The sequence below is a fragment of the Paenibacillus baimaensis genome, assembly GCF_025567575.1.
The window spans coordinates 192,488-207,865 of sequence record NZ_JAOQIO010000103.1; the positions used below are offsets into that span (position 1 = coordinate 192,488).

A 15,378-nucleotide genomic window follows, 5' to 3' on the forward strand; every position below is an offset into this window, starting at 1 on the left:
TCCTTAGAGTATTGCGAAGCGCAATTTACTTCGTAAGTCTGACCAGTATGCGCAGAAAACTTTACTGCGTCAGACAAGCATCGGTTGAGTTTAAAAGGTAAGAGAAAACAGTGCCTGTTACTAAATATATTCAAGCAGGTGGGGGATATGTGATAGGGCAGAAGGATCATTTTAAGTTGTTGGAGATCCTACCTTTGTAATTTCATTGTCAAATCAAATGGCATCCCGGTATAATAGGGGGTAGCAGGACATATAGGTGGTGCTGATGCGATTGCGAAAATTTATTGGTGTAGAAATGCCGCAATTCAAGAAAACGCTTTCTTTGAAAATTATATTGACCTTTCTTATTGTCATTATTTTTTCGACTTCAATCACAAGCGTGATGTTCTACCTGCAGGCAACCAAGTATATCAATACGCAAAACGAAATGCATGACCGCAACGTGACCAAAAATATTAGCAACAGTATGGACCGCTATCTGGAGGACATGGATCGGGTGTCGAAGATTGTGATCGGCAATCCCGAGGTGCAGAGAATTTTGCTGGAGGGGCAGTCAGATAGCTACCCTTGGGAGCAAAAGCAGAGGGACATGGAATATATCACGAATCTGGTACTCAGTTTTGTCTCGATAAGAGATAGCCTGAGTATTAATTTGTATGGTAAAGATGTGGAAAAAATTTATACCGGACTTTATTATAATTATGATTTTGGGATCAATCTCAAATATACGGACTGGATGAAAAGTAACCAGCAAGCCATCAATACCGAGGGCAGCTACATCATCCCACCCAATGCTGTAGATCATAACCAACCTTCCCGATTATTCGGGGTTATTCGCAGCTTGAGAAAAATGGAAAGCAATGAAGTGATCGGCTATATAACGGTGACTTCGGATGTAAGAGTATTGAATAATATCATTTATACGACCAATTCTTTTTCCGGAAATGAACAAATCGAAATCGTCGATAAAGAGGCCTCCCTCCTGCATGCTGTAAGTATAGGCAAAGAAAATATCGATAAAGCAAAGATGAGACGGATTGCAGAAACCTCAGAGCTGTCGGGCTGGACAATCGTCATGTACTTGCCATCCTCCTACTCATCGAGTGATTTAATGAACGTTCAAACGGTCAGAAATTATTTGTTGTCGATCTCAAGTCTGGTCATCGTCGGTTCCTTTATTTTGGCGATTATTCTTTCCAGATATTTGTTAAAGCCAATCCGCCACTTCGTTAAATCGATGAGGCTTGTTCGCAGAAGCAATTTTGATATTGTACTGGATGAAAAAGGACTCGATTTTGAGCTAAAGCAGCTGTACAGCGGCTTCAATACGATGATCGCGGAAATTAAGAAGCTGATTAACAACATATCGGACGAAAAGCTGCTGGCCAGATCAGCCAAAATGGAGGCACTGCAATTTCAAATTACGCCGCATTTTCTGTATAACACCTTACAGACGATGGAAGCTATTGGCGAGGTCAAAGAAGTCCCGGAAATCCAGACGATTGCACAATCATTGGGCAAGCTGTTCCGGTATAACATTCATGGAGGCAACACCGTTCATTTATATGAAGAGCTGGAACAAATAGTTACCTACTTTACGATAGAACGAATTCGCTTTCGCGACAAGATCATCTGTGAAATACAGGTGAGCGAGCAGCTCAGGCATTACAAGGTACTCAAATTCATTCTGCAGCCGATCGTTGAAAACTGTGTCTTGCATGGTTTTAAAAACATTAATTACAAGGGAGTGATCTCGGTTGGCGGCTATGTTCAGGATCATCGTCTGATTTTATATGTGAAGGACAACGGTCGTGGAATCAGTCAGCAGAGACTGTCGTACATCGATTCCAAGCTGCATGAAATCAGCACTTCACAGCAGGATGTAAAATCTAATGAGTTTGTCGGCATACTGAATGTGCATAAACGGCTGGTCAATTATTATGGATCTGGTTATGGATTGCATTACAGCAGTACGATCAATGCGGGAACTACAGTAGAACTGATCTTACCTATCATCATGGACGAATAGGAATGGAGCGGATGGCTGTGTATACCATAGTGATTATCGATGACGAGGAATGGATAAGAGAAGGCATACTTAGCAAGGTCAAGAAAAGTGGATTTCCTTTTACGAAAATCGGTGAAGCGGCCAATGCGGAGCAGGGTCTAAAAATCATTACCGAGATGGTTCCTGATATTGTCGTATGTGATATTCGGATGGAGGACATGGATGGTCTGGAACTCATACGTATTGTGCACCAACGATTTCCTCATATCAAAACAATTGTGATTAGCGGCTATACCGAATTCCAATATGCAACCAAGGCGCTCAAGCTGAAAGTTACCGATTATCTGCTGAAGCCTATCGACAAATATGCCCTGTACCAAGCCTTTACCAAATGTATGGAGGCAATTGAGCAGGAAAAGCAGGTACGCGACAAAATTGAACAATTAGAGCTTGTCGGAAGCTCGACAGAGGTTAAAAACAAAATTGAGAAAATATTGCAAAATGAAGGCTCCAATCCGCAGGCGATTTTCAGTAATTATAATGAAAGGGCCTCTTTCCAGTCGATAGCGCTTTATATGGATCCACAAATCCATTTGGAAGAAAAATATATAGTTGACCATCTCCTGAACCAATCGTTGTTTCTGCAGCTTAATCACAATCTGGTTTGCTACAGCCGCAAGCCCAACGAATTTATGATCCTGATCTGTATGCCGACGCCGCAGCAAGTAAATGAGTACGAGCAGTATATTACCAATTTCATCGAGAGAATTCAGGAGGACCTGCTCCATAAAGGAATTTATCAATACACGTTTGGCATAAGCGGCTTTCATCAAAGCATTCACACCTGCATTTTTGCAGCCATTTTTTGTATGAAGCACAGAGTATTGCTGGATGACAATCAGGTTATTCGCTACGCCGACACGCTGGAATTCAGAAATGTTTTCAAGCTGCCGACCCAGATCAAAAGCTTTCTGAAGCATCACATTGAAACTCAGAACATGAAAAGCATTACCAGCATCTTAAACGATATCCATACGGAGATTGGGGCCTTGAAAATTTCCTTGCGTTGTATACAGAACCTGTATAATCATTTGCTGATGATCGCAACGGAGGATTTTGACCTTGAGCTGGAGGATGACATTAACCATTATGCCAGGGATGTATACGGCTTTTCTTCGTCACGGGAAATGCTGGATGTGATTATGGAGCTGTACATGAAAATTATTAATATTACTCGCGGGCGCAGCGGCTATTCGATGAATCAATCCATTTTAAAAGTAAAAGAGTATATAGATGATCATTATGCTGAGGATATCAAGCTTGAGGATTTGGCAGTCCTGCAGCATTACAATCCAAGTTATTTGAGTTTAATGTTTAAAGAGGTTTTGAATATTAATTTTCAGGACTATTTACTCCAGGTCAGAATGAACCATGCCAAGAAGCTGCTGTTGTCGCATCAATATAAAGTAAAGGACATCGCGCCGATGATCGGCTTTAAGAACCCGCATTACTTTAGCGCCGTATTTAAAAAGACGGAGGGCTTCACACCAAAGGATTTTGTGAGAGACAATGAGCATGACTAACCAAAGAAAATCCCGTCGGCAATCGCATGAAGCAGAGCGATCATTGACGGGATTTTTTGCGGGATCGTTGTCTAGCTCAGCTTGATAATAGTGGAATCACGACCACCAACGGTCGCAGTAATGACTTGTTCAACGCCACTATCTACGGAATTGCCATAAAAGGCTGTGGCTTGTTCATAATGGACACGATCGTTGTCAAAGGTTACCGTTACACTGCGCTGCTGCTCCTGCAGGTTGATCACCCATAGGTAATAGCCATCCTCGCCTTGGCAAAGTCTGGCAACCATATCAGGCTGATCTACACGAACAAGTGGCTTTTTATCGGCAAATGGAAGCAAGGAGGCAAACCATTGTCTGCTTTCTTCTGTAGGTCTTTGCTTGTATGCATAGCCCGGTACCGAGCCAACAAGCCTTGTGCGGCCTTGACCATAGCGGTGATCGATGACGGCAGCATCGCCATTATCGAACCAGGCTGTGGCTGTTCCGGCCTGTGCTGTATAAGATTGGCGATAAATTGCGCCACCTAAGGTACCTTCCTCAACTTTTAAGCTCAAATCGTTCCAGCGGTCAGGACCGAGCGATATGGATTGCTGCTCGCAGCCAAATACTTCGCTAAAGCCGCGATTAGGCTGACTCTCCTTGGCATGACCAAGGTTGGTGAAATAACCGAAGCAGGCTTCGCTAACGAGGCAGCCTCCTTGTTCGACCCATGTCTGCAGCTTGGCCATGACCGCATCGCTTATCGCAATCGGATAGGGCACATACAGCATGGAATAATCGTCGATCTGATCGATCTTGATAACATCGCATTGAATATTCGATTGCAGGAAAGCTTCATAGGCGCCCTGCAAGCTAAGCGCATACTGGTCGGTACTGCCATAAGTGGCATAGCAGAATGCCTGCGAATCCTCGATCAGCAGGATGGCGAGCTCGCCCTTCAACGGCTTGGCTTTCCAGAGCGGTGCAGTGTTCGGATCGAGCGCCCACTTGGCTAACGATGACGCCATCTCTGAACGAGCCGTGCGGCTGCCGTCCATACCATACCAGCCATACGCGCCGACAAGCGGCCCATCCAGCAGCGGTCGAAAGCGCGGATTGAGATAAGCACGGGCACCCGTTGCAAACGAAATCAGGCAATCGAGCCTAATATTTTCCGGTTCTGACATCTCATCCTTCTTATACTGCGGAGCGTCGTTGGCGGTACGACCTTTCCAGTCCGAGTCACCAACAGCCTCCGCCCGCCAAAACTGCTTGCCCTTCGATGCTGAACGAATGATGTCGCCGGCCAGAAACAGGTTGCAGTCATTGGCGTACCAATACGTGTAGCCGAACGTATCGACGACATCAGCAGCGCGCCAATCATCACCGCAGCAGGTAACAATGTCGGAGAAGCTTTTTCCATTGCCGTGGGCTACGATCAGGTGATTCGGATCTTCTTCCCTAAGAATTCTTGCTCTCCATTTCATCCAGTAGTTGGCGTTATCCCCCATAAAGTCTATCGCGTCATATACATCGGGATACGATTCGATTTTTCGCGGCAGCTCCACGTCCTCCCAGCTTGTTAGGCTGTAACGGAACCAGGACTTGGCCAGCGTCTCGATATTGCCGTACTTGTGCTGCAGCCATTCCCTGAAGCGCTGCTGAGTGCCAGGGTCATAGCTGAGATTATCAGCGTGGTGAAAGCTGCTTTCATTCCAAATGTTATAGCCGTACAAGCCCGGATGATTACGGTAGCGCCGAGCCAGCGTACGCAGAAATTTTTCCGCTTCTGCTTCAATTTCGGGGTGATTGAGAGACACGCCGTATTGACCGCCGACTGCGCAGCTGACGCTCATCATGCTCTGCCTCGGGAAGCCCTGACGTGTTTCCGAGAGGGTATGTGGATACTTGGTACGCAGCCATTCGGGAAATATTAACAAGTGCTCGGCAATAATGGTATCGATATTATATTTGGCGGCCAAATCCAGATGGGTATCGAATTCCTCCCAGTCGTACACACCAGGTGCAATCTCGATGGCAGCCCAAGGGAACCAATGGCGGAACATTGTATGTCCGTCTTCTGCGGCAACTGCATAATCGCGTTCCCAGTCTTTACGCGGGGGATTGGTCTTGCGAAAATAAACAGAGCCAAAATGAATTTCATGGCTGCGTTCGGTGCTCTTCTGCTGTTGATGCGGATTCGAAAGCGGTTGCAATGTCATGTACGTACCTCCCAGATTTTTTCTTATATTGGTATTTCCGCACTCATTATATAATGATTTTGGACGGACACACAGATAAGCGCTTTTAGGAAAAAAAGTACCGATTCTTTAGGTCATCCACGACTATGAGATCGTATTCAATGAAAAGGAGACTATTTTTGGTCGATTCGATACGTGGCTTCAGTCATTTAGAAAGCGCTTTATCCAATTCACCTAAATATTTTATATTTTTACTCCACGATGGGCAGCCTTCGTTGATAATCCAACAATTGAATAGCAATCATATAAAAGCGCTTACCTGTTTATCTTTTCTTAAACGTTATAAGCTAAAGGTGGAGTTACAAATACAAGGGAGGCTTAGGATATGAAAAAACTTATTTGTATGATCGTCGTCATCATTCTCGCCATCATGACAGGCTGCTCAGGAGGTGCTGGAACAGCGGGTCCCGGTGAGAGTAAGCCACAGGCGGCAGTACCGATCAAAACATTAAAGCTGGCTACGCTGCAGGCAGAAAATGTGGATACGATGAATGTGTATGTTAAAAATTTTGAGAAAAACAATCCTGGCTACACGGTAGAGATAACAGCGATCCCCGGTGTTGCCGCATTTAATGCCGCAATGGCTTCCAAATTGGCTGCGGGCGACCCGCCGGATATTATGACTTATCAATGGGGCACACAAATCCAGCTGTATGCCAAGGGCGGGCATTTGATGGATTTATCGAATAAAGGCTTTGAGGATAAGATTAAGCCGATCAAAAAGAAGCTCAATGTGTATGAAGGCAAGACATACGCGTTCCCTTCGCAGCAGGATTTCTTTGGTATTTTCATGAGTATGGATGTAGCCAAAAAATATGGTGTCACCGAGATTCCCAAAACGTTAAGCGAGTTCCTGGCAGCTTGTGAGACGATGCAGAAAAATGGACTGGCTGCGCCGATCGTCATTCCGGCGAAGGATGGCAGCGGGGCGACACAATTCAACTTCGGCTACCTGCATCAAGTTATCAGCGGCAAAAACCCGGATTTCTATAAAGAAACGCTGGATGGTACCAAAAAGTGGAATGGTCAGGAATTTCAGGATTTGTTCCGCGATTACGGCAAGCTTCTCAAGTATGCGAATAAGGATTTATTAGGTTTGGACCCGGATGGAGCGTTTAAGAGATTTGCTAAAGAGGAAGCGGCCTTCTATTTTGGCGGGTCCTATAATATTATTTCCATTCGCACGTTGAATCCTAATCAGAATTTCGTAATGGCACCAACGCCATGGGTAGAGGATGCGAAGGATAACGTTGCGATCTCCGATTATAACAATGCGATCTCCATTTCAAGCAAAACCAAGTACCCGGAGGCTGCACTGGCGTTTCTTAATGAAATGTTCACAGTTGAATCAGGCAATTTGTTGGCCAAAAATGTCAGCACGATCTCGTCTGTAAAAGGTACGATGACGAGTTTTGACAAGAGCCTGGATAATGTGATTCCCATTCTGGATAAAGGAAATTATGTTGGATTTTCCGAACGTGAGTGGATTCCAGGCATTAAAGAAATTATGAAGAAGGCAACACAGGATTGGATGTCTGGTGTAGATTTGAAGATGGTGCTGGATCGGATGGAAATGGAGCACCAAAGACTGCTGAATGCAACTCCGGAGTTTAAAAAGGAATTTATGGAGATGCGAGAAAAGTCAAAATAATGAGGTGAAATATGGATTCAGCAAACCGCAAATGGCTTCCTTCCAAGGAAGCCTTCCAATATTTTTATATGATCATACCTGCGCTCGTTCTATTTTCGATCTTTTTGTTTTATCCGGTATTGGGCGGTATTTATTACAGCCTCACAGATTGGAATGGCGTGGATCCGGGATATCATTTTATCGGATTCCAAAACTATGTGACTTTTTTTACTGATTTTTATGTGCTGACACCGCTTAAAAACTCGTTTATTTTTGCATTTGTGCTGACGATTGTACAAAATGTGGTTTCACTCGTGCTGGCGCTGGCGCTGAATAAAAAGCTGAAAACAAAAAACATGCTGCGCACGGTCATTTTTATTCCTGTGCTATTAAGCTCTCTGATGGTAGGTTATTTATGGAATTACTTGTTTACAGAGCCTATCGCCCTGTTAGGCCAGCTGCTCCATATCGAAGTGATGGGCAATAACTTATTGGGAAGCGCTAATACGGCCTTGTATGCAGCTGTGTTCGTCAGTGTCTGGAAAATGGCGGGCTGGAATATGGTTATTTATATTGCGGCTTTGCAAGGCATTCCCACGGAAATCTACGAAGCCTCCGAGCTGGATGGGGCAACGGGCTGGAAGAAGTTCCGCTACATCACCTTTCCTTTAATTGCACCGGCATTTACAGTCAATATGGTCTTAACACTGGAGAGAGGGTTCAAGGAATTTGACTTATTGTTCTCGCTCACGCAGGGTGGACCGGGTAATTCCAGTGAGATCATCTCATTAACGATTTATCGTGAGTCGTTCGAATATTTCCGTGCGGGTTATGGAACGACGATGGGAGTCATACTTTTTTTGATCATTATCATCATCACGTTGATTCAGCTCAAATTTCTGAGAAAGAGGGAAGAAGATGTCATTTATTAAACGGAATGAAATAAAGAAGACCATTTATGAAGCCGTACTGATCATTGCAGCCGCTATTTATTTGATTCCGTTTTATATCATGTTCACGCAATCTTTGAAATCACCTCAGGAAACGATGATGAATCCACTTGGTTTGCCTCATGTGTTTCAATTCGATAATTTCAAAAAAGTTTGGGAATTAATGCATTTTGAAGTAGCCTTTATGAATACATTTGTGCTTACCCTGGTCAGTGTGGTTGGTATAGCTTTAATATCCGGTATGTGTTCATTTACGATCGCCAAGCGCAAAGCCAAAGGCTATCAATATTTGTACTATGTGTTTGTGTGCGGATTATTAATTCCTTTTTATATGACGTTAAGCCCATTAATCAAACTGATGAAGGACTTGAACCTGGTTGACTCTTTGATGGGATTATCCCTCGCCTATATTGGTCGTGGTGTTCCCTTTGCCGTATTTTTGTATGTGGGCTTTATTAGAGCCATGCCTCACGAAATTATGGAATCAGCGGTGATCGATGGCTGCTCGCCCAGCACGCTTTATTGGCGGATTGTTTTTCCGATGGTGAAGAATGTAACCTCCACTCTTATTATTCTTAATACGCTGTGGGTATGGAATGACTTCCTTTTTCCGCTGCTTACTCTGCAAAGCGCCAGTACCAAAACGATTCCGCTCGCGCAATATATGTTTTATGGCATGTATAGCTCACAATGGAACTTGGCATTCGCTTCTTATTTGTTATCTATTGTACCGCTCGTGATCGTTTATTTTTTCATGCAAAGGAGCATTATCCAGGGAATTTCAACGGGTGGTGTCAAAAGCTGATTCGATGAATGATGGACCAGAGACAGGATTATCTCGGGAATATCGGGGATGAATCCTGTTTTTTTGTGATGGATGGACTGAAAATGAATGGAATATGATGATTATTGAAGTGCTTGCTAATGATTATCGCTAGCTCTAGTCCTTATGGAGCAAGGTTTTACAAGATGTAAGCCAAAGATTATATCATGTAATCGCTTCCTGTATTACAATAAAATGAGCAGAGAACCGCACTCAGCAGGAGGGCTGCGAGGAAGCCAAGCAGTGAAAATTGTCATGAGGAGTTGTGAAGAGGATGAAAAAATTCGAGCTTGCGGTAATTCCAGGTGATGGTATAGGTAAGGAGGTTGTGCCGGCTGCGCTGGAGGTGCTTCACACTTTGGCTGAAGCACATGGAGGCATTTCTTTTACTTATACAAGCTTCCCTTGGAGCTGCGATTATTATATGGAGCATGGAAAGATGATGCCGGATGATGGTTTGCAAACGTTACAGGGCTTCGAGGCGATCTTCCTTGGAGCGGTGGGTGATCCGACACGTGTGCCTGACCATATATCACTGTGGGGACTCTTGATCAAAATTCGCCGTGAATTTGAGCAGGTCATTAATATACGACCGGCCAAATACTTCCGCGGATTGGAGTCTCCGCTGCTTAAACCTAATGAGTTTGACCTTCTGGTTGTGAGAGAAAACAGTGAGGGTGAATATAGTGAAATCGGCGGGCGCATTCATAAAGGAGAAGATGAGCTGGCCATCCAAAGCGCTGTTTTCTCCAGAAAAGGAACCGAAAGAGCGATGCGCTATGCGTTTGAGCTGGCACAAAAGCGCAGAGGGCATGTAACCAGTGCCACGAAATCGAACGGTATTGTACATACGATGCCTTTTTGGGACGGTGTTTTTAAAGAGGTAAGTCGTGATTATCCGGATGTGCAAACAACATCGACTCACATTGATGCGCTTGCGGCATTTTTTGTAACCAAGCCTCATGTATTTGATGTCGTTGTAGCCAGCAATTTGTTCGGGGATATCCTGACCGACATTGGCGCCGCGATTATGGGAAGCATCGGGATTGCCCCTGCCGCGAATATTAACCTCAACGGCAAGTATCCGTCGATGTTCGAGCCTGTCCATGGTTCAGCACCGGATATTCAGGGTCAAAATTTGGCGAATCCGATTGGGCAGATTTGGACAGCGAAGCTGATGCTGGAGCACTTTGGGGAGCACGAGATGGCGGATAAGCTGTTGAAAGTGGTAGAGGATGTAACCGACTCCGGTATCAAAACCCGTGATATCGGCGGGACTTCAACAACGACAGAGGTCACATCCGAAATATGTAAACGGCTCAAGCAATAAGTGGCTATGTAGAACTGTCAATAGGGGAGGCTGCAGAAATGAGGAGCATTTTCGTTATTGGGGACAGCATTTCGATTCAATACGGTCCTTATTTAAAAGAGCAATTGGAGGGCGATTTGGGTTATGACCGCAAGCGAGGCGACGCTCAAGCGATGATCGATCTGGATCAGCCGCTTGGCGCTAACGGCGGAGATAGCAGTATGGTATTGGCGTATTTGGAATCGTTAGAAGCCTTGGGTACGAAGTATGACATTCTGCTCTTGAACTGCGGACTTCACGACATCAAAACTGATCTTGTAACCGGTAGCAAGCAGATTTCACTCGAGCAATATCGCCACAATATATCCGAAATTGTGGATAAGGCATGCAAGATGTCGAATTCCTTCGTCTGGATTCGGACAACCGATGTCATTGATCCTATCCACAATGCGAGATCCCGAAATTTCCATCGTTTTCATTCGGATGTTCTGGACTATAATGCTGCTGCGGATGCGATTATGCGGGAGCGCGGGCTCTCCATCCTTGATTTGTACGGTTTCAGCCGCAAGTTTGGCGAAACAGCATTCTGTGATCACGTGCATTATACAGATGAGGTTCGGAAGCTGCAGGCAGCTTTTATTACCGGTTATTTACATGCCAAATTTGCAGAACAAAAATTTTAGGAGGAACAGACATGGTAAACACTTATCACGATTTATCTTATTTGCATTTGGACAGCTCCCTTACCCAGGCACAAAGTAATGTCAGCACTGCGGAATTGGAGGAAGCGGCGAATTCTACCGTACTGAATGTGGAAGGTATCACCTCTCCATTAATCATAGAGTCCATGGAACTGTTGTTTAATAACGGCTTATACTTCCTGCGCACAAGGTCGAAGGATGGCTCAGAAGGCGTAGCTGTGGCAAGTGAACGTGCAGCTTACCTGTACCCTTTGCTCAAGCAGCTGATCATCCCTTACTTTATAGGCAAGGATGCCAGAGATTTGGAAAAGCTCCTGGACGGCGTATATGTTTATCAAAGCAACTATAAGCTGTCCGGACTTGCTTTGTGGTGCTGCATTTCATGGGTGGAAGCGAGTCTGCTGGATATGATGGGCCGAATAATCGGCAAGCCCATCGGGGATTTACTTGGAGGCGTTATTCGCAATGAGATACCTATTTATGTAGCAAGCGGTAACAGGGGCACTACGCCTGAAGAGGAAATTGAAGTGCTGCAGCAGAAGGTCGCGGAAACTGGAGCAAGAGCAGTTAAATTCAAGGTAGGCGGCCGGATGAGCAAGAATGCCGATTCCATTCAGGGACGCTCCGAATCGCTGATTTATTTAACGCGTAAAACGTTCGGAGACGATTTTACCATACATGCCGATGGTAATGGTTCCTATGATCCTCAAGTCGCAATCGAATACGGGAAAATACTGGAAGAAATTGGTGCTTTCTTTTATGAAGAGCCTTGCCCTTTCGAGCATCTTGAAGATACCAAGGAGGTCGCAGACGCGCTGCATATTCCTCTTGCTTTCGGTGAACAGGAAACAAGTATAAGACGGTTCCGCTGGATTATCGATAATGATGCCGCACAGGTGGTACAGCCGGATTTACAGTATAACGGGGGATTTATCAGAAATACACGTGTTGCCAGAATGGCAGCTTTAAAGGGCATACCGGTTACGCCTCACATTAGCGGTGGGTATGGGTACATCTATATGCTGCATTTTGCTTCGTACATTCCGAACATAGGGAAGTTTCAGGAAGATAAAGCGGGAGTCAAAGTGACTGATTATTTATTCACGCCGCACATGGAAGTGAAAGATGGTGTTTTTCGAGCACCTACAGCTCCTGGTCTTGGTATGGATGTTAAAGTCGTTGATAAAGTGCTTCGTAAAGCGCTTGTCGTTTAAAGGAAACCTTCAAGAGGCTCGTGCTTGACACGAACTTCGCTTGCACCTCTTATGATAGGCATTGGCCAACACCCGAGTGGGTAACCAATACTAGCATAGGAGGTTTTTTTATCTAATCCTTGCTGCACATCGTGATTTCTTATGATTATCGAGAGAATTGCTGATGATTGTTTCGGTATGCAAAAGCTTGCTGCAGTGCTGTTTGCAGGTATTAGAGCAAATGGCTTTGTATTGATTGTATCCAGTTATGGAGTTCCGATGCTATGCTCAGACCAACAAAGAAAAGGATGTGTATACTGGTCTGATTCGCAAGGAGGACATATGGACAATGATCGGTTTATGGAACCGTTCACCACCTGCCAAGAGTGAAATAAGCCTGTACCCACATACGAATATAATGGAGGATGAGACATGTCAGAGAACGTAACCCATACAGCGGTTGTAGAAGATTGCTTTAATATGATGTTTGCAGCGGAACACATTTGTAAAGCCTTCAAAGAAGCAGGTCGCGACCATATCCAGTTTTCACAATTCGGCAGTGTAACCCGTTCTGGAGATAAATTTACAGTCGCGCTGTTGGATAAATATCGGACGAATTGGGATGCAAGGAAGGAGGAGGACAATTTAGGCTATAAGCTGGCTTTTGTGCTGGGCTGGTTGTGCCATCGTGCAGCCGATCGTCAGATGAAGGTGGTATTTCGTGAAGCCGAGCCGGAATCCAGACAGTTCCCTACGGACTGCAGCATCTATCATGATGCATTTATTTTCCACAGATTATATGAAAACAATAACAATACGCCATTCCCTTATCAAAAGGCACATTTTGAGATCAACATGGAGAGTCTGAAGGGTTCGGGCGCCATTAATGTCCATGCAGCAGCAGATACGTTCCGCTTTATTTGGCAGCGCCAGCTTCTTGAACTGCAGACGTTTGTCCCGGATACTGAACATATCGATAATTGGTTCGATAAGCTGCATGCCAAGCACCAGGAGCAAACGATTCATCTGGATCGTTATGCAGAAGCCGTATTGACCCCGGACCCGGATAAAGTCAAACGATTTATCGAGGATACGAACTTTTATAATGAAGAGGACGCTATTATTCAACTATCTCAAGCGCTTCGTCAAGGCGCAAAGCCTTCTCAGGAAGAGCTGACAGCGGCTTTTGCGGCAGAGCCTACCAGCCAGTATGCTCATGCTGTGAAAATGGGGTATGGTTATTTACAAAGCGCAAGCGCTTACTTCACAGGAGAAATCGATCAGGACACCTTGAAGGATCAATTGGATGTAGGCAAGAAAGGGAGAGACGGTCAATCGGTTTAACCATATTAAGAGGGGGTTATCATATGTCTATTCAATGGAAATCGAAGTCTATGCTCGTACTTGCCGGAAGCCTGCTTGTTACAACCGCATTAGCCGGCTGCAGCAGTCCAAGTCCCGCAGCAACAGACAGCAAGAAAGGAACTACACCTGCAGGAGATGAAAAGCCGTTCACTATCTCGATGATGAATTTATCTGTTCTATCGGAGCCTCCCAAGGATAACGATCCAATCATTTCCGCTGTCAAAAAACTGACCAATACCGATTTGCAAATTCAATGGGTCCCTAACGGTACTTACGACGAGAAGGTCAATGCCACAATAGCTTCCGGTCAGCTGCCAATGGTTTTGCTTGTCAGTACACCGATGCCGTCAAATATAAAAAATGCGATGAGAACCGGACAATTTTGGGAAATTGGACCATTGCTTAAGGATTTTCCGAATTTGGAAAAAGCATTGAATCCGCAGGTTCTGAAAAGCTCGGCTGTCGGTGGGAAATACTATGGGATCAATCGCGCCCGTTCGCTCGTTGGTGATGGGATGATTTATCGTACGGATTGGCTCAATAAGCTCGGTATGAAGCCTCCGACTACATTGAATGAAATGTATGAAGTTATCAAGGCCTTCGCAACTAAGGACCCGGATGGCAATGGCAAAAATGATACAATCGGTCTCGCCGAAGAGAAAAGTATTCGTGGCTTCAAATTCATTCTCGCAGCAACTGGCGGCGGCAACGTATGGGAAATCAAGGACAACAAAGTCGTACCGGCCCATGAAAGCAAAGCTTTTGTAGATGCGATGAACTGGTACAAACGATTGTATCAGGAAAAACTGATCAATCAGGACTTTGCGATCACCGAACGGGTACAAAATATTGATAACGGCAATAAAGGTCTCTTCGGCTTCCGTATGGGAGACAATGATTTCATTTCCCGCCATTCGGAGCTGTTCAAGATCAATCCGGCAGCCGAAATGGATACCTCAAGCCTTCTAAAAGGTGTAAATGGCACCAAGCTGCTGATGGACACCGGGATGTCGGGCAGTTTCGTCATTCCGAAGCAATCCGTCAAAACCGAAGCCGAGGTAAGGAAAATCCTTCAATACTTTGACAAGCTATCTACCAAAGAAGGACAAAATATCTTCGAGTGGGGAATTGAAGGCGTTCATTACTCTGTAAAGGATGGCAAAGCGGATCGCACGCCTGAGCAAGCTGCCAAATATGCAGCGGAAGTGATCCAGATGCAGCAGGCCATGCAGATTTCCGATGGCTCCCTGGCTATGGAGGGTACACTGGATAAATATACGGCCAAATTTAAAGCAGCGAAAAAAGAGGCTGCAGCCGTTTCAAATATTTTTGTAGTGAACCCTGCTGCTGCCTATAGCTCTGCTACGTACGATCAGAAGCGTACCCAACTGGATAAAATTATAAATGATGCCCGTGTTAAATATATAATGGGTGAGCTTGATGAGAAGGGATGGCAGGCAGCGCTTGAAAGCTGGCAGAAGGCAGGCGGCGACAAGGTACTTGAAGAGCTGAATAAAGAATACCAGGCTGATCCTGACAAAGGTAAATAAGTCTGTTCAGATGTCGTTTCCTCTTA

Annotated in this window: 11 protein-coding genes; 10 read left to right on the forward strand and 1 reads right to left on the reverse strand. The window is 45.0% G+C overall.

Features of this window, described 5'->3' with window-relative positions:
- Positions 1–265 precede the first annotated feature (265 nt).
- Positions 266–2,029 (forward strand): sensor histidine kinase, encoded by a 1,764-nt coding sequence (locus OB236_RS30205; protein WP_262687268.1) that lies wholly within the window; start codon positions 266–268, stop codon positions 2,027–2,029.
- 17 nt (positions 2,030–2,046) lie between these two features.
- Positions 2,047–3,591, forward strand: coding sequence for a response regulator transcription factor (locus tag OB236_RS30210; RefSeq protein ID WP_262687269.1), 1,545 nt, complete (start codon positions 2,047–2,049; stop codon positions 3,589–3,591).
- A gap of 71 nt (positions 3,592–3,662) precedes the next feature.
- On the opposite strand, the gene OB236_RS30215 is transcribed toward OB236_RS30210, so the two are convergent.
- Entirely contained in the window at positions 3,663–5,792 is a 2,130-nt protein-coding gene (locus tag OB236_RS30215) for a beta-galactosidase (RefSeq protein WP_262687270.1), read from the reverse strand.
- Positions 5,793–6,156: 364 nt separating this feature from the next.
- Here OB236_RS30215 and OB236_RS30220 point away from each other — a divergent pair, with 364 nt between their 5' ends.
- The 8 genes from OB236_RS30220 (at position 6,157) to OB236_RS30255 (ending at position 15,352) form a co-directional block, all read left to right on the forward strand.
- Positions 6,157–7,482, forward strand: coding sequence for an ABC transporter substrate-binding protein (locus OB236_RS30220; protein WP_262687272.1), 1,326 nt, complete (start codon positions 6,157–6,159; stop codon positions 7,480–7,482).
- Positions 7,483–7,493: 11 nt separating this feature from the next.
- Entirely contained in the window at positions 7,494–8,393 is a 900-nt protein-coding gene (locus OB236_RS30225; protein ID WP_262687273.1) for a carbohydrate ABC transporter permease, read from the forward strand.
- On the forward strand, positions 8,380–9,216 hold the full coding sequence (locus OB236_RS30230) for a carbohydrate ABC transporter permease (RefSeq protein ID WP_262687274.1): 837 nt from the start codon (positions 8,380–8,382) through the stop codon (positions 9,214–9,216). Before OB236_RS30225 ends, OB236_RS30230 begins: the two co-directional genes overlap by 14 nt.
- A 292-nt stretch (positions 9,217–9,508) precedes the next feature.
- Positions 9,509–10,564, forward strand: coding sequence for a tartrate dehydrogenase (locus tag OB236_RS30235; protein ID WP_262687275.1), 1,056 nt, complete (start codon positions 9,509–9,511; stop codon positions 10,562–10,564).
- A 38-nt stretch (positions 10,565–10,602) separates the two neighbouring features.
- Positions 10,603–11,226 (forward strand): SGNH/GDSL hydrolase family protein, encoded by a 624-nt coding sequence (locus tag OB236_RS30240; protein ID WP_262687276.1) that lies wholly within the window; start codon positions 10,603–10,605, stop codon positions 11,224–11,226.
- Between the two features lie 11 nt (positions 11,227–11,237).
- Complete coding sequence (locus OB236_RS30245) at positions 11,238–12,458, forward strand: mandelate racemase/muconate lactonizing enzyme family protein (RefSeq protein ID WP_262687277.1); 1,221 nt, start codon at positions 11,238–11,240, stop codon at positions 12,456–12,458.
- Positions 12,459–12,869: 411 nt separating this feature from the next.
- The gene (locus tag OB236_RS30250; RefSeq protein WP_262687278.1) at positions 12,870–13,781 is read left to right on the forward strand and encodes a hypothetical protein; all 912 of its coding nucleotides are present in this window, start codon (positions 12,870–12,872) and stop codon (positions 13,779–13,781) included.
- Positions 13,782–13,804: 23 nt separating this feature from the next.
- On the forward strand, positions 13,805–15,352 hold the full coding sequence (locus OB236_RS30255; protein WP_262687279.1) for an extracellular solute-binding protein: 1,548 nt from the start codon (positions 13,805–13,807) through the stop codon (positions 15,350–15,352).
- Positions 15,353–15,378: the final 26 nt, after the last annotated feature.